The organism is Streptomyces sp. NPDC047971 (assembly GCF_040653355.1).
In the GTDB taxonomy this organism is placed as follows: Bacteria; Actinomycetota; Actinomycetes; order Streptomycetales; family Streptomycetaceae; genus Streptomyces.
Genome location: NZ_JBEZNW010000016.1, coordinates 23,760 through 45,865 on the forward strand (window position 1 = coordinate 23,760; position 22,106 = coordinate 45,865).

Genomic DNA, 22,106 nt, shown 5'->3' on the forward strand with positions numbered 1-22,106 from the left:
ACCCGCCGGGACTGCCGCAGGTGCCTGAAATCGCAGGTCAGGATCGTTGTCAGTGGGGCCCCCTACCGTCGTGGTCATGGATACACAGGGGGTGCGCTGGACGGCGGATCAGGTGCTGGCTCTGGCTCCTGACGACGCCTCACGCAGAGCGGGCGGCAAGCTCGGCACGGCCGGGCCGTGGTCGGGCACGGGCGGGAGCGGCGAGGGCGCCGTCTGGGGTCTGTGCAAGGGCAGCGGCAGCACGCCCTACCGCACGGTCGTCGACATCACCGGCCCGGCGTACTCGTGCAGCTGCCCCAGCTTCAAGTTCCCGTGCAAGCACGCGCTGGGCCTGCTGCTGCTCTGGGCCTCGGACGGAGTGGACTCAGGGCACGGTGACGCTCCGGACTGGGCGGGGCAGTGGCTGGAGGGCAGACGCAGGCGCGCCGAGGGCGCCCGGGCCCGCGAGGCGCACGGCTCCGGCCGGGCGGGCGCCGCCGATCCGGAGGCGGCGCGCCGCCGGGCCGAGCGACGGGCCGCCCGGATCACGGCGGGCGCCGAGGAGTTGGAGCAGCGGCTCGCCGATCTCCTGCGGGGCGGTCTCGCCTCGGCGGAGCAGTCCGGGTACGGCCTGTGGGAGGAGACGGCGGCCCGCATGGTCGACGCGCAGGCACCCGGCCTCGCGGGTCGCGTGCGGGAGTTGGGCGCGATTCCCGGCTCGGGGCCCGGCTGGCCGGTCCGGCTCCTGGAGGAGTGCGCGCTGACTCATCTCCTGGACCGCGCCTGGCTCTCCGTGGACCGGCTCCCGGGCCCGCTGGCGGCGACCGTCCGCACGCGCGTGGGACTGCCCGCCGCCGCGCGGGACGACTCGGTGCGGGACGAGTGGCGGGTGCTCGCGCAGTACGACTCCACGGACGGCAAGCTGACGACGCGCCGCATCTGGCTGCACGGCGCGAGGACCGGACGCACGGCGCTGCTCCTCTCCTTCGGAGCGATGGGGCGCGCGCCCGAACTGGGCCTCCCCGTGGGCATGACGGTCGACGCCGCGCTCACCCCGCACGCGGGCGCGGGCGCGCTGCGGGCCGACCTCGGCGAGCTCTTCTCGGCTCCCGCCCCGCTCGACGCCCCGCCCCCGGGCGGCACGGTCGGGGACGCTCTGAACGCCTACGGAATCGCCCTGCGCGAGGACCCCTGGCTGGACTCCTGGCCGGTGACGCTCTCCGACGTGGTCCCCCTGCCGACGGAGCACGGCTGGCAGCTCGCCGACGCGTCGCCGGTCGCGGGCGGCGGGGAGGCGCTGCCGCTCAGCGGCCCCGCCCTCGGGCGGCCGGGCCTGTGGCGGCTCGCCGCGCTCTCCGGAGGGGGGCCGGTGACCGTGTTCGGGGAGTGCGGGCACCGCGGGTTCACCCCGCTCGCCGCCTGGTCCGCCGACGCCCCCGGAGAGACGGTCCCGCTCCACTGAGTCCGCACGACCGCCCGACGACAGCCTGGAGGACCTCGATGGACGCATGGGAAGAACTCGTCACCTCGGCGCTGCTCGGCACGGACCGCAGGCCGCCCGCTCTCCCCGGGACGGCGGCCGGGGGCGCCCCCGTCGCGCTGCTGGACGCCGCGGCGCTGCACACCGTCCGGCGCAGGGCGGGGCTGAGGCCGGGGCCCGCCGCCCCCGCGCCCGAGCCCGCGGCCGCGGACACCCGCAGACAGCTGCCCGAGGCCGCCCGCCACCGCCTCGCCCAGCTGCTCGCGGGCCGCACGGCGGCCACACCGTCGGGAGGGCGCCGCGGCGCCGCGCCCGACCTCGCCGAGCTGCTCCCGCAGTGGCTCGCCGCCGCCAACGACCACGGCTACAAGGCGCCCGCCTCGGCCCTGCCCGCCCTCCTCGACGCCGCCCGCGCGCGTACCGATCTACGGCCCCAGGCACTGGCGTTGGCCGGCCCGCGCGGACTCTGGCTGGCCCGGCTGAACCCGGAGTGGAGGTTCGCCCTGCGCGGCGCGGGCGGGAGTCCGGCGCTCCCGGACCCGCGGGACGGCGAAGCGGTCCGGGAGCTGTGGGAGGAGGGGCTGTTCGCGGAGCGGGTCTCGCTCCTCGCCTCCCTACGGGCCGAGGACGCGGCGGCCGCCCTGGAGTTGCTGCGCTCCACCTGGTCGGCCGAGCGGGCGGAGGACCGGCTGATGTTCCTGGACTCGCTGAGGGCCGGGCTGTCCGGCGCGGACGAGGAGTTCCTGGAAGCCGCCCTGACGGACCGCAGTCGCAATGTGCGCTCCACGGCCGCCGAGCTGCTCTCCGCGCTGCCCGACTCGGCGCTCGCGGGCCGGATGGCGGAGCGCGCCTCGTCCTGTGTCTCGCTGGACCGCACGAAGGGGGCAGAGACGGTCGTCGTCGAAGCCCCGCACGAATGCGATGAGGCGATGCAGCGGGACGGGGTGATCGCCACGCCGCCGGCGGGGCGCGGCGAGCGGTCGTGGTGGCTGGGGCAGCTGGTCGAGTCCGCGCCGCTGTCGTGCTGGCGGGCGCGGTTCGGCGGGCGGGCGCCCGAGGAGATCGTCGCCCTTCCGGTCGCGGACGACTGGCAGGCGGAGTTGCACGCCGCCTGGTGCCGGGCCGCCGTACGGCAGCGGGACGCCGGCTGGTCCCGGGCCCTGCTCGGCGCCCCGGCCGCCCCGCCGGCGACCGGCCCCGGCATCGCGTCGCTCGCGGAGCGGGCGAAGCTTCTCTCCACCCTTCCGGAGGAGGAGCGGGCGCGCTGGGTCGCCTCGTTCATCGCGGCCCACGGGCTGTCGGAGGCGTTCCAGCTGCTCGGCGTGTGCACGGTGCCCTGGGCGGAACCGCTGGGAGGAGCGGTGATCGACGCCCTGGACATCGCCCGCGAGGCGGGCAGCTACCCCTGGAGCTTCAGCGGGGTGATGGGCCTCGCGGAGCGCTGCCTGTCCCCGGACGCGGCACCGCAGCTGGAGTCCCTGACCGCACTCCCCACCGAACCGGAGGACGCCTCCCCAGGTGCCGGAAGCTACTGGTCGGAGGCGTTCCAGCGCCTGGTGTCCACCTTGCGCCTCCGCGCGACGATGCGGGCGGAACTGGCGGGGTGACCGGTCGACGCGGCGCGACGGGAGAACGAGCGTTCGAAGTGGCGCGCGGCAACGGCCTCGCCGGCGCGGTTTCCGCCGCGCCGGCGGCCGGGCGTGGCGGGTGCGAGCACCCCGGGCGCCCGGCCGTCCCGGTCCGGACTACGCCGCGACGCGGACGTTCGCGTTCACCCAGGCCACGATCGACGCCGTCGTCGCGCCCGGCGTGAAGATCTCCGCCACGCCCTTCTCCTTCAGCGGCGCGATGTCCGCGTCCGGGATGATGCCGCCGCCGAAGACCTTGATGTCCTCCGCGTCGCGCTCCTTCAGGAGCTCCAGGACCTTCACGAAGAGCGTGTTGTGCGCGCCCGAGAGGATGGAGAGGCCGATCGCATCGGCGTCCTCCTGGATCGCCGTGTCCACGATCTGCTCCGGCGTCTGGTGCAGCCCCGTGTAGATGACCTCCATGCCGGCGTCGCGCAGTGCCCGCGCGATCACCTTGGCCCCGCGATCGTGGCCGTCGAGACCCGGCTTGGCCACCACCACGCGGATCGGACCGGTCACACCCATCACTGCCTCCACATGCGACCCCCGGGCGCCTTTGCCGGGGAGGTGAACGAACGTTATCGCCAGCATCCCGCACGTGACCGTTTCGCGGAGCCCGGCGAGGGGGAAATCACACGGTGGGACATTGTTCGCCTGCGCCGGACCCTCCCGGGCCCCCACACGGGGTCCACCAGCCGCAATCGGGTCGTGCGCAAGGGAGCCGCTACGGGGGTGCCGTACCTCCGCGCCGTCAGCCGCACGGCACGGAGGTACGGCGCACCGCACCGCCGTTCCGGCGCCCGCGTGCCGTTTCGGGAGGTCGCCGATGGAGCTCACCCGGCTCACCAAGGTCACGACTGCGCTGAAGGCCAACGCCCTGGAGCTGGCGATCCTCACCGGCCATCTGATCCTCTACCCCTCCGGCATCACCGCCGAGCGCCCCACACCCGCCCCGCGCGCGGGCACGGCCACCGGGCGGCCGGTCGTCCTGCTGCACGGCTTCGTCGACAACCGCTCGGTCTTCGTCCTGCTGCGCCGCGCCCTCACCCGGCACGGCCGTCACCCCGTCGAGTCGTTCAACTACTCTCCGCTCACGGGTGACCTCCGCTCCGCCGCCGCACTGCTCGGCCGGCACGTGGAGGAGCTCTGCGCCCGCACCGGCCACCACGAGGTCGACCTCGTCGGCCACAGCCTGGGCGGGCTCATCGCCCGCTATTACGTACAGCGCCTGGGCGGCGACACGCGGGTGCGCACGCTCGTCATGCTCGGCACCCCGCACTCCGGCACGGCCGCCGCACCGTGGGTCGGCGCCCACCCCCTGATCCGGCAGATGCGCCCCGGCTCCGAGGTGCTCCTGGAGCTCGCCGAGCCCGCGCCCGGCTGCCGCACGCGCTGCGTCAGCTTCTGGAGCGACCTCGACCAGGTGATGGTCCCGGTGGAGACGGCGCGGCTCGACCACCCCGATCTGCGGGTGCACAACGTGCGCGTCAGCGGGATCGGCCACCTCGCCCTGCCGGTCCACCCGACCGTGGTGGCCGGCATCCGCGACGCCCTCGACGCCGAGGACGCGGCCGCCACGCCGGGGACCGAGCCGGGAGCCGCGTCCGTGGCGTGATCCCGCGCCCGCACCCCGGCGTGCGACCCGGCGCATATCCCGGCACACACACGCCTGACGACCCGCCAGAAGGTAACTGTTCTTCGAACGTTCCTCGAACACAGAGCCAAAGCTCTGCCGCCGGGCCGCCGAAACACGGCCGATTGCCCGTTTCCTGTGGACCCAAAACCCTCGGAAGATTGTCGCGCTCGTATACCGCCGGGTACAGTCGCGCCACTGCTTAACCCCGGGACACCCTTCGCGGGCCCGACCCGGGCTGGTCCTGCCGCCGAGGCGAGAGAGAAGTTGGTGAACGACCAGCACCCCCACGCCGGGTACGTCGGAGACGACGCCCACAGCACCGGCGGCTTCGCCACCGACCCGCTCTTCGGTGCCCTCCCGGGCGGTTACGACGCGGGCCACAGCGGCCAGTACGACACCACTCAGTGGAACGGCAGCCACCAGTGGGACGCCGGCACGTACGACACCTACGCCGCGCAGCAGCCGATGACGCAGCAGTACGACACCACCGGCCAGTACGGCGTCTCGGTCCAGTACGACACCACGGGCCAGTGGGACGCGACGGCCTGGAGCGAGGCGCAGCAGACGGGCCCGTACGAGTCCGCGCACCTCACCTCGTACGACACCACCGGCCAGTGGACGACCCCCGGCTCCGAGACGGGCACGTACGACGCCACCGCCTGGAACTACGCCACGCCGGAGCAGGACCTTCTGGTCGCGGACCCGGTCGTTCCGCAGCAGTACACCCCCGAGTACGAGTTCGTGCCCGAGCAGCAGGCCGCACAGCCGGCCGAGCACCAGCCCGAGTACGCCCCCCAGCCCGAGTACGCCGAGCACACCGCGCAGTTCGAGGTCCTCTCGCAGGACGACCCGTACGCGGACCCGGAGACGGACGGCTACACCTTCGAGTACGTCTACGAGCCCCCGGCGGAGCCCGAGGAACCGGCCGTCGAGAGCCCGGTCGGCGCGACGGCGACCGCCGCCCGCCCGGTGCGCCGTTCCTCCGGTGGCGGCCGAGGCCGTCGCCGTACGCCCGCCAAGCGCTCCGCCCTGCTGACCGTCGCCGTCCCGTCCGCCTGCGTCATGGGCGTCGCCGGGATCGCCGCCGCCTCCGTCGGCGGGCTCGCCGACGCGGGTGACACCAAGGACGACACGACGGCGCTCGCCGCCGCCGACCCGGCCTCGGTCAAGCCCGTGGCCGCCAACAACGAGCTGGACACCCAGCTCGCGGCGCTCAGCGCCGACGCCCGCGACTTCGGTGACCGCGCCAGCCGCACCCAGGAGCGCATCGACCTCAAGCTGCGCCAGGAGGCCGAGAAGAAGAAGCGCGAGGAGGAGGCGGCCCGCAAGGAGGCGCTGCGCCCCAAGTTCGCGCTTCCGGTGAAGCTGCACGAGCTCAGCGCGCGCTACGGTCAGGCCGGCGTCAACTGGATGTCCGTGCACACCGGCATCGACTTCCCGGTGCAGTACGGCACGAAGGTGATGGCCGCGACCGACGGCACGGTCCGCACCCAGTACAACAGCGCCTACGGCAACATGGCGATCGTGACAGCCGCGGACGGCACGGAGACCTGGTACTGCCATCTGAGCAGCACCAAGATCCGCAGCGGCAAGGTCAAGGCCGGTGACGTCATCGCGTACTCGGGCAACTCCGGCAACTCCACCGGCCCGCACCTCCACTTCGAGGTCCGGCCGAACGGCGGCGCGGCGATCGACCCCGAGGCGTGGCTGCGCAGCCACGGACTCAGCCCCACCGGCTGACACCTCGCACGGACGCGAGAGAGGGGCCCCGGCCGATGGCCGGGGCCCCTCTCGTCGTCTCCGTCGGTCCGGCTACAGCTTCTCGACCGGCGCGTACCGCAGCAGCAGCCGCTTGGGCTTCTCGTCACCGAAGTCGATCGTCGCCTGCGCGTCGGAACCGGCGCCCGTGACCTGCATGACCGTGCCGAGGCCGAACTGGTCGTGCGTGACCCGGTCGCCCACCTGCAGCGTGATCACCGGCTTGTCGCTGGTCCGGCGGGTGGCGAAGCCCGAGGGTCCCGAGCGCGCGCGGGAGGAGGAGAGCGAGGAGGTGATCCCCGAGGTCGGCCCGGCGGGCTTGACCATGGGACCGGTCCGCTTCCACTCCAGATACGTCGCCGGGATCTCCTCCAGGAAGCGGGAGGCCGGGTTGTACGACGGCTGGCCCCAGGCGCTGCGCATCGAGGAGCGGGTCAGATACAGCCGCTCGCGGGCGCGCGTGATGCCGACGTACGCCAGCCGCCGCTCCTCCTCCAGCTCCTTGGCCTGGCCGAGGGCCCGCATGTGCGGGAAGACGCCGTCCTCCATGCCGGTCAGGAACACCACGGGGAACTCGAGGCCCTTGGCGGTGTGCAGCGTCATCAGGGTGATGACCCCGGACCCCTCCTCGTCCTCGTCGGGGATCTGGTCGGAGTCGGCGACGAGCGCGACCTGCTCCAGGAACTCGGCGAGCGTGCCGCCCTCCTCCCCGCGCTCCTGCTCGAACTCCAGCGCCACGGAGGCCAGTTCCTGGAGGTTCTCGATCCGGGTCTCGTCCTGCGGGTCGGTCGACGCCTGCAGCTCGGCGAGGTAGCCGGTCCGCTCCAGGACGGCTTCGAGGACGACGGCCGGACCGGCGCCGGAGTCCACGATCGTGCGGAGCTCCTCCATCAGCGCGTTGAAGCGCTTGACGGCGTTGGCGGAGCGGGCGGCCATGCCGTACGCCTCGTCGACGCGCTTCAGCGCCTGCGGGAAGGTGATCTTCTCCCGGAGGGAGAGGGCGTCGATCATCGCCTCGGCGCGCTCGCCGATGCCGCGCTTGGGCACGTTCAGAATGCGGCGCAGCGGGACGTTGTCCTCGGGGTTGGCGAGAACCCGCAGGTAGGCGAGGACGTCGCGGACCTCCTTGCGCTCGTAGAAGCGCACGCCGCCGACGACCTTGTAGGGCAGGCCGACGCGGATGAAGATCTCCTCGAAGACGCGGGACTGGGCGTTCGTCCGGTAGAAGACGGCGACGTCGCCGGCCTTCGCGTCGCCCGCGTCCGTGAGCCGGTCGATCTCGTCGGCGACGAACTGGGCCTCGTCGTGCTCGGTGTCGGCGACGTAGCCGGTGATCTGCGATCCCGCACCGGCGTTGGTCCACAGGTTCTTGGGGCGGCGGGACTCGTTGCGCTCGATGACCGCGTTGGCGGCGGAGAGGATCGTCTGCGTGGAGCGGTAGTTCTGCTCCAGCAGGATCGTCGTCGCGTTCGGGTAGTCCTCCTCGAACTGGAGGATGTTGCGGATGGTCGCGCCGCGGAAGGCGTAGATCGACTGGTCCGCGTCGCCGACGACGCACAGCTCGGCCGGTTCCAGGTCCTCGTAGCCGGTGCCGACCAGCTCCCGTACGAGGGTGTACTGCGCGTGGTTGGTGTCCTGGTACTCGTCGACGAGGACGTGGCGGAAGCGGCGGCGGTAGTGCTCGGCGACGTCCGGGAACGCCTGGAGCAGGTGGACCGTCGTCATGATGATGTCGTCGAAGTCCAGGGCGTTGGCCTCGCGCAGCCGCGCCTGGTACATCCGGTACGCCTCGGCGAGCGTCTTCTCGAAGCCGTCGGCGGCCTGGTCGGCGAAGGTCTCCTCGTCGATCAGCTCGTTCTTGAGGTTCGAGATCTTGGCGCTGAAGGACTTCGGCGGGAACTTCTTCGGGTCGAGGTCCAGATCGCGGCAGACCAGCGACATGAGGCGCTTGGAGTCGGCGGCGTCGTAGATCGAGAACGACGAGGTGAAGCCGAGCCTCTTCGATTCGCGGCGCAGGATGCGGACGCAGGCGCTGTGGAACGTCATGACCCACATGGCGTTGGCGCGCGGGCCGACGAGCTGCTCGACCCGCTCCTTCATCTCGCCGGCGGCCTTGTTGGTGAAGGTGATCGCCAGTATCTGGCCGGGGTGGACGTGCCGGGTGGCCAGGAGGTGGGCGATGCGGTGGGTGAGCACCCGGGTCTTGCCGGAGCCGGCGCCCGCGACGATGAGCAGCGGGGCGTCGGTGTGGACGACGGCGGCGCGCTGCTGTTCGTTCAGCCCGTCCAGGAGCGCGGCGGCGTCCACGACGGGGCGGGCGGCCCCGTCGCGGTAGTAGGCGTCCCTGGCCGGCGGGGCGTCGAAGCGCCCCTCGAAGAGGTCGTGCGGGACCTCCTCCGCGGCCGGGGCGCCGTGGTGGTGGTCGTCCTCGGGCGGGGGCGGAGGCTCCTCCGAGGAGTGGTTCTGGAGGCTCGCCAGGAAGCTGTCGTCAAAGAGGCTGCTCATCGCCTATCGAGTCTAGGCCGCCGCACCGACAGCCCGCCGCCACCTCCCGAAGTGAGCGGAATCTCACGGAGGGTGACGTTCCGCTTCAGGTCACGAAAATGTATCGGACATATCGAACATCGACCTTCACAGCACCCCCACGAGTTGGCTAGCGTGCTCGCCCAAGCAGCCCGTCCCCTCCGGCGGCAAATCGCGCCGAGCGGGCAGCCCACGCCGAACCCGGCCCTCTCCCCTGCCAGTTGGGCCTGCGCAACTCGGCGGCCAGGGAAGGAGATGCCGGTCTTGGCGTCCCATCGCAAGCCGCGCAGCACACGTCCGCACTCCCCCGCCGTCGGGGTCACGACGGCCGCCATAGCGTCGGTGACGCTGCTTTCCACCCAGAGCGCGCAGGCGGCTCCCGCGCCGCCGAAGCCGACGGTGGAGGAGATCCAGAAGAAGGTCGACGACCTCTACCGGCAGGCCGGCACGGCGACGCAGGAGTACAACCGGGCCAAGGAGTCCACCGACCAGCAGCGCCGCAAGGTCGACCGGATCCTCGACGACGTGGCCAAGCGGACGGACGCGATCAACGAGTCCCGGCGCGCGCTCGGCTCGTACGCGGCGGCGCAGTACCGGGCCGGGGCGGTCGGCCCCACCGCCGCGCTGATCTTCGCCGACAGCCCGCAGCAGTACTTCGACCAGACCCACCTCATGGACCGGCTCTCCGAGCGGCAGCACAGCGCGGTGGCGGACTACGAGGGCAAGCGCGCCGAGGCCGCGAAGCAGCGCGCGGAGGCGACGAAGAGCCTGGAGAGCCTCACCGAGTCGCAGGCGACCCTGCGCACGAGCAAGCAGAACGTCCAGCGGAAGCTGGCGGAGGCGCGGACCCTGCTGGCCCGGCTGACGGCCGAGGAGAAGGCCCGGCTGGCGGAGCTGGAGCGCAAGCGCCAGGCCGAGGCGCGGCGCAAGGCGGAGGAGCAGGCGAAGGCCGAGGCCGCGGCGGCGGCCAAGGCGGCCGCGGAGGCCGAGCGGCGCCGCCAGGAGGAGGCGGCCAAGGAGCAGCCCGAGCCGCCGGCGACCGGCGGGACGAGCGACTCGACGTACGCGGCGAAGGCGGAGAAGGCCCTGGCGTTCGCGCGGAACCAGATCGGCAAGCCGTACGTGTGGGGCGCGACGGGGCCGAGTTCGTACGACTGCTCGGGGCTGACCCAGGCCGCCTGGAAGGCCGCCGGCGTCGAGCTGCCCCGGACCACCTGGGACCAGGTGGAGGCGGGGACCCGGGTCGCGACGGCGGACCTGCTCCCCGGTGACCTCGTCTTCTTCTACGACGACATCAGCCACGTCGGTCTGTACATCGGCGGCGGCAAGATGATCCACGCCCCGAAGCCGGGGGCCAACGTCCGCGAGGAGTCGATCTACTACATGCCGATCTACGGGAGCGTGCGCCCCGCCTGAGCCGTTTCCCGGAACACGAGGAGCCGGCTCCGTGACACGAGGAGCCGGCTCCGAGGCGCCGGAAGCCGGTTTCCGGCGGGTGAGGGGCCGGGCGCCTCCGGCGGCGGCCCCGGTTCCGTCAGGTCCAGAGCGTCGCGATGAAGATGTTGGCCACGGTCAGACCGCCGACCGCGCCGAAGAGGCCCTTGGAGACCTGCTCCTCGTCCCGCTTCACGTACACGAGGCCGAGGATGACGACGAGGATCGCCATCTTGATCGCGATCTTCACGTTGTTGACGGCCTGGTCGTCCGCCTGGTTCAGGCCGACGAGGGCGATTCCGGTGATCAGCATCGTCAGCGCGCCGTGCAGCATGGCCGGGACGAAGCGGGCCGTACCCGCGCCCATCGCCTTCATCTGCGTGAGGAATCCGCCGAGGAGCGAGGCGATCCCGATGATGTGCAGGGCGACGAAGACATTGATGAGTACGTCCATGAGGCGGAGCCTAACCGGGGCCTAGCACCGCTGTTCGGCCGGGTCCAGCCGGTCCGGCGCATCGGTCACGGGCGGGCCGGAATGCGGCACCCACCCGCCGCGGGCCGCGGAAGCGAACGGTCCCGGAGCGCCAACTGACGCCAATAGCTGTCAACTCCCCGCCCTGCCGTGACGGCCAGGTTTAGCGTCCTCCTCCAGGTGGCCGGCTCCCCACCACCGTCGGTCCTCCCGACGGCCGTCGGCCGCCCCCGCCGAGAAATCCGGCGGTGGGCCGTCTCCCCTGTGCGGTCCATCGCCGGACCCGGTGGGCATCGACCCCCACAGGGAGAGGATGTGACCCGCCCTCGTGGCAGCTCACCGCAAGCCCAGGAACTCACCCCTCGGTGGCCAGGCGGTACGGACCGCCGCCACGCTCGCCCTCGCCTCCGCGGCCACGGCGACCGTCTTCGAGGGATCCGGGCAGGCCGAGCCCAGGCTCACCCCCGCGCAGGTGAAGGCGAAGGTCGACCGGCTGTACCAGGAGGCCGAGGTGGCCACCGAGAAGTACAACGGGGCGAAGGAGAAGGCGGACGAGGCCCGGGGCGCGCTCGACCGACTGCGCGACGAGGCCGCCCGCAGGACCGAGCGTCTCAACACCGCCCGTGACGCGCTCGGCTCCACGGCCGCCGCGCAGTACCGCTCCGGTGGTCTCGATCCGGCCGTTCAGCTCGCCCTGACCTCGGACCCGGACGAGTACCTGGCGCGCGCGGCGCTCGTGGAGAAGGCCGGCGAGCGGCAGGCGACGGCGGTCACCTCCGTACGGCGTGAGCTCGCCGGGATCCGGCAGCTGCACGCCGAGTCGACGGAGCGGCTGACGCGGCTGCGCGGTCACGAGGCCGAGCTGCGGCGGCAGAAGTCGGCCGTGCGGGGCAAGCTCGACGAGGCGCGGAAGCTGCTGGCGCGACTGACCGCCGAGGAGCGGGCGCGGTACGAGGCGGCGGCGACCGGCTCGGGGCGCGGCGGCGACGGTTCGGGAGGCTTCGCCGGTACGGACGGGGCCCGGGCGGACCGGGCCGGCGACGGGCGCGGACCGGTGGCGGCGCCGAACGGGCGGGCCGCCCAGGCGATCGCCTTCGCCAGGGACCAGCTCGGCAAGCCGTACGTATGGGGGGCGACGGGCCCGTCGGGCTACGACTGCTCGGGCCTGACGCAGGCCGCCTGGCGCTCCGCCGGGGTGTCGCTGCCCCGTACGACGTATACGCAGATCAACGCCGGGCAGCGGGTGTCGCGATCCGAACTCGCCCCGGGCGACCTGGTGTTCTTCTACTCCGGCATCAGCCACGTCGGGCTGTACATCGGCGGCGGGCAGATGATCCACGCGCCCCGGCCGGGCAGCCCGATCCGGGTGGCGCCGATCGACGAGATGCCGTTCGCGGGGGCGACGCGGGTGGCGTGAGAGCGGTCATCCCTTGACCTTTGGATAGTGGCGCTATCTACTATGGGTAGTGCCACTATCCAATCGTGGAGAGGACCTGCCGTGCCCACCCTCCCCTGGACCGTCCCGAATCAGGCCCGCCCCGGCACCGAGGCGCAGGTCATGGCCTCGCGCTTCGAGGTGCGCTCCCTGAAGGACGTCCCCCGGTTCTTCCTCCGCTCGCTCAGCGCCTGGCGCCAGGTGAAGTCGGCGCCGGGCGCCCTGGGCGCCTCGTTGATCGCCCAGCCGCTGAAGCGCACCTTCTACACCCTCTCGGCGTGGGAGGACCGCGACGCCCTCTACGCCTACGCCCGCACCGAGCCCCACCGCTCGATCATGGGCGGCCTGCGCACGACGATGCGCGATTCCACCTTCACCTTCTGGAAGGTCCCGGTGGACCGGCTGCCGATCGACTGGACCGAGGCCAGGCGCCGGCTCGCCGAGGAGGCCGCGAAGCGCCCGGGTTCCTAGGGCGTTTCCGCCCGGCGCCTCAGACCAGTCGGCGGCGCATCCGCCCGGCGCCTCGGCGTCGGGCGGAGGCACCTTCGCGGCGGCGCCTCAGACCAGTCGGCGGGCCGTCGCCCAGCGGGTCAGCTCATGCCGGTTGGACAACTGGAGCTTGCGCAGGACCGCGGAGACATGCGACTCGACCGTCTTCACCGAGATGTAGAGCTGCTTGGCGATCTCCTTGTACGCGTACCCGCGGGCGATCAGGCGCAGCACCTCGCGCTCCCGCTGGGTGAGGCGGTCGAGGTCCTCGTCCACCGGCGGGGCGTCCGTGGAGGCGAAGGCGTCGAGCACGAAGCCGGCCAGGCGCGGGGAGAACACCGCGTCGCCCTCCTGGACCCGGAAGATCGAGTCGACCAGGTCGGTGCCGGTGATCGTCTTGGTGACATAGCCCCGCGCGCCGCCCCGGATCACGCCGATCACGTCCTCGGCGGCGTCGGAGACCGAGAGCGCGAGGAAGCGCACCGGGTCCTCGGCCGCCGCCATCAGGCTCGCGCAGCGGCGCAGCACCTCGACCCCGCCGCCACCCGGCAGGTGCACGTCGAGCAGGACGACCTCCGGGCGGGTGGCGGTGATCACCGTGACCGCCTGATCGACGTCGGCCGCCTCACCGACCACTTCGACCCCGGTCACATCGGTCCGGCCGATCTCGGCCTGCACACCCGTGCGGAACATCCGGTGGTCGTCGACGAGCACGACCCGTACCCGGCGCTCCGCGGTCGGCGTCCCCGTCGTCCCGGTTCCGGTCTCGTCGCTCATGCGTCCGCCCTCTCCATCTCAAGCTCCACTTCGGTGCCTCCGCCCGGCACCGACCGCAGCCGGGCCGAACCGCCGTTGCGCTGCATCCGGCCGATGATCGATTCTCGTACGCCCATCCGGTCGGCGGGTACGGAATCGAGGTCGAAGCCGGGCCCCCGGTCCCGTACGGAGACGAAGACCGAACGGCCCTCGACCTCCGCGTAGACCTGCACCGCCCCACCCTCGCCACCGTACTTCGCGGCGTTGACCATCGCCTCGCGTGCGGCCTGCATCTGTGCCACCAGCTTCTCGTCGAGCGGGCAGTCGCCCACGACGACGACCTCCAGCGGGACGCCGTGCTTGTCCTCGACCTCTGCCGCGGCCCGCTTCACCGCCTCGGCGAGGGTCTCCGGCTCCTCCGCCTCGTCCTTGCCCGTGCCCTCCGGCCTGTACAGCCAGTTCCGCAGCTCCCGCTCCTGGGCGCGGGCGAGCCGGCGCACCTCCCCGGGCTCGTCCGCGTTCCGCTGGATCAGCGTGAGCGTGTGGAGCACGGAGTCGTGGACATGGGCCGCGACCTCGGCGCGCTCCTGCGCGCGGATGCGCATCGTGCGCTCCTCGGAGAGGTCCTGCGACATCCGCACCAGCCACGGCCCGGCGAGCAGCGCTATGCCGGTGAGAACGGCGATCGCGGCGGTCAGCGCCGTGCCCAGCTGGGCGGCGGAGCCGCGGACCACCATGAAGACGGCCAGCCCCATGCCGACCAGCGCGACTCCGGCGAAACCGCGGGCCAGTTGCAGGGCGCGCCTGCGGCGGCCGGTCTCGGTCCAGCTGGCCCGGCGGGCGTTGTCCGCCTGTCGCCAGACGAGCACGACCCCGACGCCGATCAGGAGCGTCGGCCAGACGTAGCGGTCCGTCCGATTGCCCCAGTCGATGTTCCCCGCGAAGATCGCGGCGCCGATCGCGAGCGCGATCAGCGCGAAGACCTGGCCCCGGTCCGGCTTGCGCAGCCTGCGCCGGCCGTCGGCGGTGGTCTCGAAGACCGGCCGGGGCGTGGAGCGGCCGCCGACACCGAGCGGGACGACGATCCAGAAGACCGCGTACAGCAGGGCGCCGAGGCCGTCCGCGAGGAGCAGGGCCACGAACAGGGCCCGGACCCAGACGACGGGCAGCCCCAGATGCCCCGCGAGGCCGCGCGCGACGCCACCGAGCCACCGTCCGTCGGCGCTCCGGTAGAGCTTGCGCACGGGCGGTTCGTCGGTCTCGGTGACACGGGCGGTTGCGGGCATGGACCGATCGTCACACGTCCGGCCGGGCGCGGACATCAGGGTCTGCCCTGAGATCGCCCCGAGAAGTACACGACCCCCCGGGGCTCCCTCGGGGTCGAACGTCCGCGGAATATCAGGGTCGGGCCAGGGTCGGTCCCGGTGCCGCGGCGGGGCACCGGCCGTCACCATGGACGCATGACGAGTTCGACGCCCTCTCACCACGAGGCCCCGCCCGCGACGGGGGCCCCGCCCGTCGCGCCCCTGCGGCGCTCGCGGCGGCACAAGGTCGTGGCCGGTGTCTGCGGCGGCCTCGGCCGGCACTTCGATCTCGATCCGGTGATCTTCCGGATCGCGGTGGGCGTGCTGTCCGTGACCGGCGGCATCGGGCTGATCTTCTACGGCTTCGCGTGGCTGCTCCTCCCGCTCGCGGGCGAGGAGGAGAACGAGGGCCGCAGGCTGCTGTCCGGCCGGGTCGACGGGGCGGCGCTCGCGGCCGTGCTGATGGCCCTGGTCGGCTGCGGCGTCTTCCTCTCGATGCTCGGCAACGGCGGGACGCTGGCGTTCGCGATGATGCTGTCGATAGCGGTGTGCGGGGCGGCGGTCTGGTCGCAGCGACGCATGCAGGTGGTCGGCGGGGACACCGAGGGAAGGGTGGACGCGGCGACGGCGCAGGCGGTCGCGGAGGCACCACCGGAGGCGAAGGCACCGCCGCTGGTGGAGTTCCCGTCCTGGTGGAAGGACCCCATCGTCAAGGACGGTTCGACCGGCAGGATCGCCGTCGGCTACCTCTGGGGCCCGCACGGTGCGGTGGACGGGGACGGCCGGTTCGAGAACGGCGGGATCCCGGAGCCCGGAAGCCGGTGGGGCACGGACGGCGGCGGTGCCGGGCGGGGCCCGGCGGCCTCGGCGGTCCGGCGCGGCCCGCGCTCCATCGGCGGCCCGGTCTTCCTGCTCGCGCTGCTCGCCGGCGGCCTGGGCACGGGCCTGTCCTGGGAGACGCATCCGCTCGGCACGGCCCTGCAGATCGGCCTGGTCGCCGCCCTGGGCGTGTTCGGTCTCGGCCTGGTGGTCAGCAGCTTCCTCGGCCGGACCGGATTCGGCACGATCTTCCTGACCGTGGTCACCGCCGGACTGCTCGCGGTGGCGGCGGCGCTGCCGAAGGAGATCTCCACGGAGTGGGTCCGCACGACCTGGGAGCCCGCGTCGGTCGCCGCCGTACAGCCGCGGTACGAACTGGGCACGGGCGTCGGCACGCTCGATCTCTCCCGCCTCGTGGTGCCCGCCGGGGAGACCGTCGGCACGGAGGCCGACGTCGGGGCCGGCAAGCTGGAGGTGATCGTCCCGGAGAACGTCACCGTGAAGCTGCGGGCCCAGGTGGGACTGGGCGATCTCCAGCTGCCCCAGCAGGCTCCCGGCGACATCGACATCGCGCCGGACCGCGACGTCACCCGGACGCTCGCCCCGCCGAAGGGCACCGTCCCGGCGGGTACGGTCGACCTCTCGCTGGAGGTCGGTCTCGGACAGGTGGAGGTCACCCGTGCTGCTTCATGAGTTCCGCCCCGGCCGGCTGATCGCCGGCGCGACCGCCCTCGCGCTCACCGCGATGTACGCCGGCGACGCCTCGGGCGCCTGGACCACCCCCTGGTACGAGGTGGCCCCGGTCCTCTTCGGTGGTCTGGGGGTGGCCGCCCTGGCGACCTGGGTCGCCTACCGTGTGCGCCGTCGCTCGGCGCGCAGGGCGTCGAGCGAGAAGTACGCGGCTCCGGCGAGCACGAGCGGCAGCCAGGACATCAGATAGGCGAGGTCGTTCCCGTAGTAGTACGGGTTCACCTGCCAGCTGACGGTCAGCCACAGGCTGAGGGAGATCAACGCCCCGCCGAGTGCGGCCAGCCGGGCGAACAGGCCCACGAGCGTCCCGATGCCGACGGCGAGCTCCCCGAACGCGATGGCGTAGCCGAAGCCGACGGGGTTGTTCAGGGCCATGTCCACCATGGCCGGGATCGCCGAGGTGTCCCGGACGCCGCGCATCATCTCGCCGATGGACCCGCTGCCGGTGTCGGACATGAAGGCGGAGTCGGTGAGCTTGTCGATCCCGGCGTAGACGAAGGTGATCCCGAGGAAGAGCCTCAGCGGCAGCAGGGCGTACCGCGAGCCGGTCTCCTTCCAGCCGGCGAGCCCCGTGGCCGACCGTCCGTGGCCACCGTTCCCGTACGTCCCGGTCGTTCCGTGCATTCGTTCCGACATCGTCGACCTGCCTCTCCCGCGCCGCTGTCCGTCCGCAGAACCGATTGTCCTCGGACCCCCTGTGTGGGGATACGCGAGGAACGCGTCGGGAGTTCAGGCGAGCCCGATCGGCTCAGTCGACGACGTCGATCGTGACCCGGTTGGTCTCCACGCCCGAGGCCGTCACCACCCACACCTCGACCCGTCCCGGCTCGACGTCCACGGGCAGCGGGACGGTCAGGGAGGTGTCCGTGGGGTTGGCGAAGCCGCCCGGGACGGGCACCAGCGGGACATGGGCGTGGACGGATCCGATGCGCACGACCAGTCGGGTCAACGGGTCCGGCCCGGCGGCGCCGGCCGGTACGAAACCGGCCCCGCGGATCTCGATGTCGTCGCCGGTACGGATCGGGGCGTCCAGATCGCCCGCCTCGCGGGAGCGGACGACGGAGAAGACGGCGGGCCGGCCGCCCTCGACGCACTTCGCGGCGAGCGAGCAGGCCGCCGCGGTGGCGACCAGGAGCACCAGGTACCAGGGCAGGCCGGGCAGCCGGTCGGGTGCGCTCCCCAGGCGCACGGCACCGAGGGCGAGGGCGACGCCGGAGACGGCGAGGTAGGCGAGGTCCGTGGGGCAGGCGCGTCCGTTGTCGTCGCAGAGGAGGTCGGCCGCGCGGGGACGGTCGGCGCGGACCTTCTGAAGGCTCTGCGCCATGACCCGGGCCCACACGATCCGGCGGGTGGCGACGGCGACCGCCGCCGTCAGCGCGAAGACGGCCGTCAGCCCGGCGCCGTGGGAGATCCCGAGACCGGCAGGGTGGGCTCCGGTGGCCAGCCGCAGCGTCAGGAAGAGCACCGTGTAGACGGCGAAGAGCAGCCAGCAGGCCGCGACCGCGCGGGACGTGGAGAGCCGGTTGTCCTCCCCGATCAGCGGGGCGAGGACTCCGCCGCGTGCCCGGTGGGCGTGGGCGGCGCCGGTCAGCGGGACCGCGAGGAGGAGCGCGGCGACGAGCGCGGCCGTGCGCGCCCCCGTCCAGCCCGTGCCGATCGCGGTGAGCGCCTGCCCCAGGAGCAGCGCGAGGACCGCACCCCACACGGTGCCGAGGGTGGCGTGCCTGACCCGCCGGTGCCAGGCGTCGCCGGCCTCGCGGCCGCGCGCGGCGACGGCACGGGCCGACTGGGCCAGTTCGTCGGAGACCCACTGGCGGGAGGCGACGGGCGAGTGCGCGACGGCCGCGGGCACCCCGTGGCCGGCGGCGAGCTCGTCGCGTCGGGCGAGGAAGGCGGCGACGGCACGCCGGTGACCCGCGCGCCCGCCCTGTGCGCATCCCGCGTGGTCACCGCACTGTCTCGCCTCTTGCACCGCCACGGCGCCCACTTCCCGATCCATCCGTCAACTGGCCGTTGATGTAAGGGAATTGTGCCGCACCGGGGAGCCTCCCGAGTGCTCCGCGCGCCCCGCGCGAGAGTGATTGAAGCGTCATCACATTGACGTAAGGACAGCCAAGACCTGCTTCTACGACAACAGTTCGGGCTCCGCTCGGCTGATCCTGCGCCACAGCGGCTGGTAGTTGATCCAGGCGGCGAGATCGGTGCCGAGCTGCTCGCGGGTGGCCACCGCCTCCCGGTGCCCGATCGGCACCGGTTTGCCCGCGGCGCGCGCCGCCAGCTGCACCTCGGCGCAGCGCTCCATCGCGATGAACCACCAGGCGGCCGCGTCGACCGAGGTCCCGACGGTCAGCAGACCGTGGTTGCGCAGCACGATCGCCTTGTACGGCCCGAGGGCCGTGGCGATCCGCCGTCCCTCCTCGCGGTCGACGGCCACCCCGGTGTACGCGTCGTAGAGCGCGTGGTCCCGGTAGAAGCCGCAGGCTTCCTGGGTGATCGGCTCGACCATCTCGCCGAGGGCGGCCAGCGCCCGCCCGTAGGTGGAATGGCTGTGCGCGACGGCGACGACGTCGGGCCGGGCCCGGTGGACCTCGGCGTGGACGGCGAAGGCGGCCTGGTTGACCGGGGCGCCGCCGAGCACGACCCGCCCGTCGCCGTCGACCAGGACGAGGTCGCTCGCCGTCACCTCCTCGAAGGGCGCGCCGAAGGGGTTCACCCAGAAGCAGTCGGCGTGCTCGGGGTCCCGGGCGGTGACATGACCGGAGACGCCCTCCTCGTATCCGAACCGCCCGAAGAGTCTGAGCGCGCCCGCGAGTCTCCGCTTGCGGTACGTCCGCTCCTCCTCGACGGTCCCGTGGACGGGAGGCATCGCGACGCGGAGCCGGTCGGCGGGTACGGGGGCCGGTGTCTCGCTCATGCGCGGGAAGGTAACGCCGGACCGCGCAACTGACCAGAGCGATCACACACCGAAGACGACGAGGACGAGGAATTCGCCGAACCCGGCGGAACACCCCGGGCGGCGGACACGGCGAAGCCGCCGCACCCGGACTGCGGGGCGGCGGCTTCGTCGGACTACGGAGTGACCGGGAGGACTACTCCCACTCGATGGTGCCCGGCGGCTTGCTCGTCACGTCGAGCACCACGCGGTTCACATCGGCGACCTCGTTGGTGATCCGGGTCGAGATCTTCGCCAGGACGTCGTACGGCATCCGCGTCCAGTCCGCCGTCATGGCGTCCTCGGAGGAGACGGGGCGCAGGACGATCGGGTGGCCGTAGGTGCGGCCGTCGCCCTGCACACCCACCGAGCGCACATCGGCGAGCAGCACGACCGGGCACTGCCAGATCTCGCGGTCGAGACCGGCGGCCGTCAGCTCCTCGCGGGCGATGGCGTCGGCGTCGCGCAGCAGGTCGAGGCGCTCCTTGGTGACCTCGCCGACGATGCGGATGCCGAGGCCGGGGCCGGGGAACGGCTGGCGCTGGACGATCTCCTCCGGCAGGCCGAGCTCCTGGCCGACCATGCGGACCTCGTCCTTGAACAGCTGGCGCAGGGGCTCGACGAGCTCGAACTCGATGTCGTCGGGGAGGCCGCCCACGTTGTGGTGGGACTTGATGTTGGCGGTGCCGGTGCCGCCGCCGGACTCGACGATGTCCGGGTAGAGCGTGCCCTGGACGAGGAAGGCGACCTCGGGACCCTCCTCCTGGAGGATCTCCAGCTGCGCCTGCTCGAAGACGCGGATGAACTCGCGGCCGATGATCTTCCGCTTGGTCTCCGGGTCGGAGACGCCGGCGAGCGCGTCGAGGAAACGCTGCTGCGCGTCGACGACCTTGAGGTTGGCGCCGGTGGCGGCCACGAAGTCCTTCTCGACCTGCTCGGTCTCGCCCTTGCGCATCAGACCGTGGTCGACGTAGACGCAGGTGAGCTGCGAGCCGATGGCCTTCTGCACGAGCGCGGCGGCCACGGCGGAGTCGACGCCGCCGGAGAGACCGCAGATGGCGCGCTTGGTGCCGACCTGGGCGCGGATGGCCGCGACCTGCTCCTCGATGACGTTGCCCGTGGTCCAGCTGGGCTCGATGCCGGCGCCGCGGTAGAGGAAGTGCTCCAGGATCTGCTGGCCGTGCGTGGAGTGCAGCACCTCGGGGTGGTACTGGACGCCGTACAGCTTCTTCTCGTCGTTCTCGAAGGCGGCGACCGGGACGACGTCCGTGGACGCGGTGACGGCGAAGCCCTCGGGAGCGGCGGAGCAGGCGTCGCCGTGCGACATCCACACGGACTGCTCGGTCGGGGTGCCCTCGAAGAGGGTCGATCCGGCCTTGGAGACGTGCAGCGGCGTACGGCCGTACTCGCGGGCGCCCGTGTTGTCGACGGTGCCACCGAGGGTGGTCGCCATCAGCTGGAAGCCGTAGCACATGCCGAAGACGGGGACACCGGCCTCGAAGAGCGAGCGGTCGAGGCGCGGGGCGCCCTCCGCGTACACGGAGGACGGGCCGCCGGAGAGGATGATCGCCTTCGGGTTCTTGGCCAGCATCTCGGCCACCGGCATGGTGGACGGGACGATCTCGCTGTAGACCCGCGCCTCACGGACGCGTCGGGCGATGAGCTGGGCGTACTGGGCGCCGAAGTCGACAACGAGGACTACGTCCGGGTTGGTGACGTCGGGCGCGGCAGCGGGAGTCGCTGATGACACTACGGCGGCCTTCCGGCGGTAGGGAGGGGGTCCCCCGAAGGGGGCTATTTGTCGATTCTACCGGCGCGCCGGAGTCGCTTTTCGTCTCACCATCCGAACCCGGTTTGGTCCCGCCACCGGACGGGGGTCCATACTGTCGCCATGCGCAAGCTCACGACCTTCGTCTTTACCTATGGCACCGGCCCGTCCGGCTGCCATGGTCGTGTTGCTTAGCTGACAAGCGACTTCCCAGGCGCCCCGGGCCGACAAGGCCCGGGGCGTTCTGTCGTTTCCGGGCCGTGTCACTCCGGGGCAGCCGACACCGACACCCCGAGGAGCACCACCATGACCGCCCTGACCCACACCGAGAAGACCGGCGCCCGCACCGACGAGGCGGCGGCGCTCATCGGCGACGCCCGTGAGCGCATCGACGCGCTCGACGACCGGATCATCGGCCTGATCCAGGAACGGATGGCCGTCTCGGCCGTCATCCAGGAGGCCCGGATCGGCTCGGGCGGGCGCCGGGTGAACCTCGCCCGCGAGATGGAGGTGCTGGGCCACTACAGGGACGCGCTGGGCAAGCCCGGTACGGCGCTGGCGATGACGATGCTGGAGCTCTGCCGGGGCCGCATCTGAGCGCGCGGGCCGGTGCGCTCGCGCGTCCGTGCGGGCGCGGGCGGGTGTGGCGCCCGCGCCGCGCGGTGAGCGCGCTCGCGGATCGGCGTGCGCTCGCGTATCCGGGTGCGTCCCCGCATCTGCGTTCGGGCCCGCTCTCACCCGTACGGCGCGTGACCGGCTCCCGTACCCCTTCGTTGGTCCCGGTGTCCGTGCCAGCCAGGGGCGGGCCCGAAAAAACCACGCGTGGCTTCGCTGGGGCGTGTGACGTACCGCAAGTACGTCGTGGGACCTCGCCCCAGCGCGCGTGACCGGACGGCAGGGGACAGCAGCCCGGTCACCCAGAAAGGGCGGTCGGCCCCGGGGA

Annotated in this window: 18 protein-coding genes and 1 pseudogene; 10 read left to right on the forward strand and 9 right to left on the reverse strand. The window is 72.7% G+C overall.

The genetic code is table 11. The features are described from left to right. Positions 1-76 precede the first annotated feature (76 nt). A complete protein-coding gene (locus AB0D99_RS17125; RefSeq protein WP_362361929.1) occupies positions 77-1,441 on the forward strand; it encodes an SWIM zinc finger family protein in 1,365 nt (454 codons plus the stop codon). 38 nt (positions 1,442-1,479) lie between these two features. After that, entirely contained in the window at positions 1,480-3,066 is a 1,587-nt protein-coding gene (locus AB0D99_RS17130; protein ID WP_362361932.1) for a DUF5691 domain-containing protein, read from the forward strand. A 138-nt stretch (positions 3,067-3,204) separates the two neighbouring features. On the opposite strand, the gene AB0D99_RS17135 is transcribed toward AB0D99_RS17130, so the two are convergent. Continuing rightward, entirely contained in the window at positions 3,205-3,612 is a 408-nt protein-coding gene (locus tag AB0D99_RS17135) for a cobalamin B12-binding domain-containing protein (protein WP_260229324.1), read from the reverse strand. 301 nt (positions 3,613-3,913) lie between these two features. Between AB0D99_RS17135 and AB0D99_RS17140 the strand changes: the two genes are divergently transcribed. Further along, positions 3,914-4,702 carry an alpha/beta fold hydrolase gene (locus AB0D99_RS17140; protein ID WP_362361936.1) on the forward strand — a complete coding sequence of 263 codons (789 nt, stop codon included), beginning with the start codon at positions 3,914-3,916 and terminating at the stop codon, positions 4,700-4,702. 288 nt (positions 4,703-4,990) lie between these two features. Continuing rightward, complete coding sequence (locus tag AB0D99_RS17145; protein ID WP_362361939.1) at positions 4,991-6,463, forward strand: peptidoglycan DD-metalloendopeptidase family protein; 1,473 nt, start codon at positions 4,991-4,993, stop codon at positions 6,461-6,463. 72 nt (positions 6,464-6,535) lie between these two features. Here the strand turns inward: AB0D99_RS17145 and pcrA are convergent, their stop codons facing one another. Next, positions 6,536-8,986, reverse strand: a complete 2,451-nt coding sequence (gene pcrA, locus AB0D99_RS17150) for a DNA helicase PcrA (protein ID WP_362361942.1) — start codon at positions 8,984-8,986, stop codon at positions 6,536-6,538. A gap of 273 nt (positions 8,987-9,259) precedes the next feature. Between pcrA and AB0D99_RS17155 the strand changes: the two genes are divergently transcribed. Beyond that, on the forward strand, positions 9,260-10,420 hold the full coding sequence (locus AB0D99_RS17155) for an NlpC/P60 family protein (RefSeq protein ID WP_362361945.1): 1,161 nt from the start codon (positions 9,260-9,262) through the stop codon (positions 10,418-10,420). A gap of 118 nt (positions 10,421-10,538) precedes the next feature. On the opposite strand, the gene AB0D99_RS17160 is transcribed toward AB0D99_RS17155, so the two are convergent. Next, positions 10,539-10,892 carry a hypothetical protein gene (locus AB0D99_RS17160; RefSeq protein WP_362361948.1) on the reverse strand — a complete coding sequence of 118 codons (354 nt, stop codon included), beginning with the start codon at positions 10,890-10,892 and terminating at the stop codon, positions 10,539-10,541. A 346-nt stretch (positions 10,893-11,238) separates the two neighbouring features. Between AB0D99_RS17160 and AB0D99_RS17165 the strand changes: the two genes are divergently transcribed. Then, positions 11,239-12,327 carry an NlpC/P60 family protein gene (locus AB0D99_RS17165; RefSeq protein ID WP_362361951.1) on the forward strand — a complete coding sequence of 363 codons (1,089 nt, stop codon included), beginning with the start codon at positions 11,239-11,241 and terminating at the stop codon, positions 12,325-12,327. A gap of 81 nt (positions 12,328-12,408) precedes the next feature. Continuing rightward, entirely contained in the window at positions 12,409-12,816 is a 408-nt protein-coding gene (locus AB0D99_RS17170) for a DUF3291 domain-containing protein (RefSeq protein ID WP_362361954.1), read from the forward strand. An 87-nt stretch (positions 12,817-12,903) separates the two neighbouring features. On the opposite strand, the gene AB0D99_RS17175 is transcribed toward AB0D99_RS17170, so the two are convergent. Then, on the reverse strand, positions 12,904-13,611 hold the full coding sequence (locus tag AB0D99_RS17175) for a response regulator transcription factor (RefSeq protein WP_362361957.1): 708 nt from the start codon (positions 13,609-13,611) through the stop codon (positions 12,904-12,906). After that, positions 13,608-14,876 carry a PspC domain-containing protein gene (locus AB0D99_RS17180; protein WP_362361960.1) on the reverse strand — a complete coding sequence of 423 codons (1,269 nt, stop codon included), beginning with the start codon at positions 14,874-14,876 and terminating at the stop codon, positions 13,608-13,610. The genes AB0D99_RS17175 and AB0D99_RS17180 overlap by 4 nt, the downstream gene beginning before the upstream one ends. A gap of 174 nt (positions 14,877-15,050) precedes the next feature. On the opposite strand from AB0D99_RS17180, the gene AB0D99_RS17185 reads away from it, so the two are divergent. Together AB0D99_RS17185 and AB0D99_RS17190 are read left to right on the forward strand one after the other, a co-directional pair. Further along, a complete protein-coding gene (locus tag AB0D99_RS17185) occupies positions 15,051-16,406 on the forward strand; it encodes a PspC domain-containing protein (RefSeq protein ID WP_362361963.1) in 1,356 nt (451 codons plus the stop codon). Beyond that, a complete protein-coding gene (locus AB0D99_RS17190; protein ID WP_362361966.1) occupies positions 16,393-16,653 on the forward strand; it encodes a hypothetical protein in 261 nt (86 codons plus the stop codon). Before AB0D99_RS17185 ends, AB0D99_RS17190 begins: the two co-directional genes overlap by 14 nt. Here AB0D99_RS17190 and AB0D99_RS17195 read toward each other — a convergent pair. The 4 genes from AB0D99_RS17195 to guaA all read right to left on the reverse strand — a co-directional run bounded on the left by AB0D99_RS17195 (position 16,563) and on the right by guaA (position 21,145). After that, a complete protein-coding gene (locus AB0D99_RS17195) occupies positions 16,563-17,087 on the reverse strand; it encodes a DoxX family protein (protein ID WP_362361969.1) in 525 nt (174 codons plus the stop codon). The two genes, AB0D99_RS17190 and AB0D99_RS17195, sit on opposite strands and share 91 nt — an antisense overlap. A 124-nt stretch (positions 17,088-17,211) precedes the next feature. Further along, positions 17,212-18,441, reverse strand: coding sequence for a hypothetical protein (locus AB0D99_RS17200; protein WP_362361972.1), 1,230 nt, complete (start codon positions 18,439-18,441; stop codon positions 17,212-17,214). 147 nt (positions 18,442-18,588) lie between these two features. Next, a complete protein-coding gene (locus AB0D99_RS17205; RefSeq protein ID WP_362361975.1) occupies positions 18,589-19,377 on the reverse strand; it encodes a class II aldolase/adducin family protein in 789 nt (262 codons plus the stop codon). Positions 19,378-19,552: 175 nt separating this feature from the next. Beyond that, complete coding sequence (gene guaA, locus AB0D99_RS17210; protein ID WP_362361978.1) at positions 19,553-21,145, reverse strand: glutamine-hydrolyzing GMP synthase; 1,593 nt, start codon at positions 21,143-21,145, stop codon at positions 19,553-19,555. Between the two features lie 315 nt (positions 21,146-21,460). Between guaA and AB0D99_RS17215 the strand changes: the two are divergent. Continuing rightward, a pseudogene (locus AB0D99_RS17215) lies at positions 21,461-21,760 on the forward strand (chorismate mutase); the annotation flags it as partial. Positions 21,761-22,106 lie beyond the last annotated feature (346 nt).

Excerpts from the sequence above, each read along its gene's own strand:
- AB0D99_RS17175 (WP_362361957.1), bottom strand. The coding sequence starts at position 13,611 with ATGAGCGACGAGACCGGAACCGGGACGACGGGGACGCCGACCGCGGAG.
- AB0D99_RS17130 (WP_362361932.1), top strand. The coding sequence starts at position 1,480 with ATGGACGCATGGGAAGAACTCGTCACCTCGGCGCTGCTCGGCACGGAC.
- AB0D99_RS17185 (WP_362361963.1), top strand. The coding sequence starts at position 15,051 with ATGACGAGTTCGACGCCCTCTCACCACGAGGCCCCGCCCGCGACGGGG.
- pcrA (WP_362361942.1), bottom strand. The coding sequence starts at position 8,986 with ATGAGCAGCCTCTTTGACGACAGCTTCCTGGCGAGCCTCCAGAACCAC.
- AB0D99_RS17160 (WP_362361948.1), bottom strand. The coding sequence starts at position 10,892 with ATGGACGTACTCATCAATGTCTTCGTCGCCCTGCACATCATCGGGATC.
- AB0D99_RS17155 (WP_362361945.1), top strand. The coding sequence starts at position 9,260 with ATGCCGGTCTTGGCGTCCCATCGCAAGCCGCGCAGCACACGTCCGCAC.
- AB0D99_RS17140 (WP_362361936.1), top strand. The coding sequence starts at position 3,914 with ATGGAGCTCACCCGGCTCACCAAGGTCACGACTGCGCTGAAGGCCAAC.
- AB0D99_RS17195 (WP_362361969.1), bottom strand. The coding sequence starts at position 17,087 with ATGCACGGAACGACCGGGACGTACGGGAACGGTGGCCACGGACGGTCG.
- AB0D99_RS17135 (WP_260229324.1), bottom strand. The coding sequence starts at position 3,612 with ATGGGTGTGACCGGTCCGATCCGCGTGGTGGTGGCCAAGCCGGGTCTC.
- AB0D99_RS17125 (WP_362361929.1), top strand. The coding sequence starts at position 77 with ATGGATACACAGGGGGTGCGCTGGACGGCGGATCAGGTGCTGGCTCTG.
- AB0D99_RS17205 (WP_362361975.1), bottom strand. The coding sequence starts at position 19,377 with ATGAGCGAGACACCGGCCCCCGTACCCGCCGACCGGCTCCGCGTCGCG.
- AB0D99_RS17180 (WP_362361960.1), bottom strand. The coding sequence starts at position 14,876 with ATGCCCGCAACCGCCCGTGTCACCGAGACCGACGAACCGCCCGTGCGC.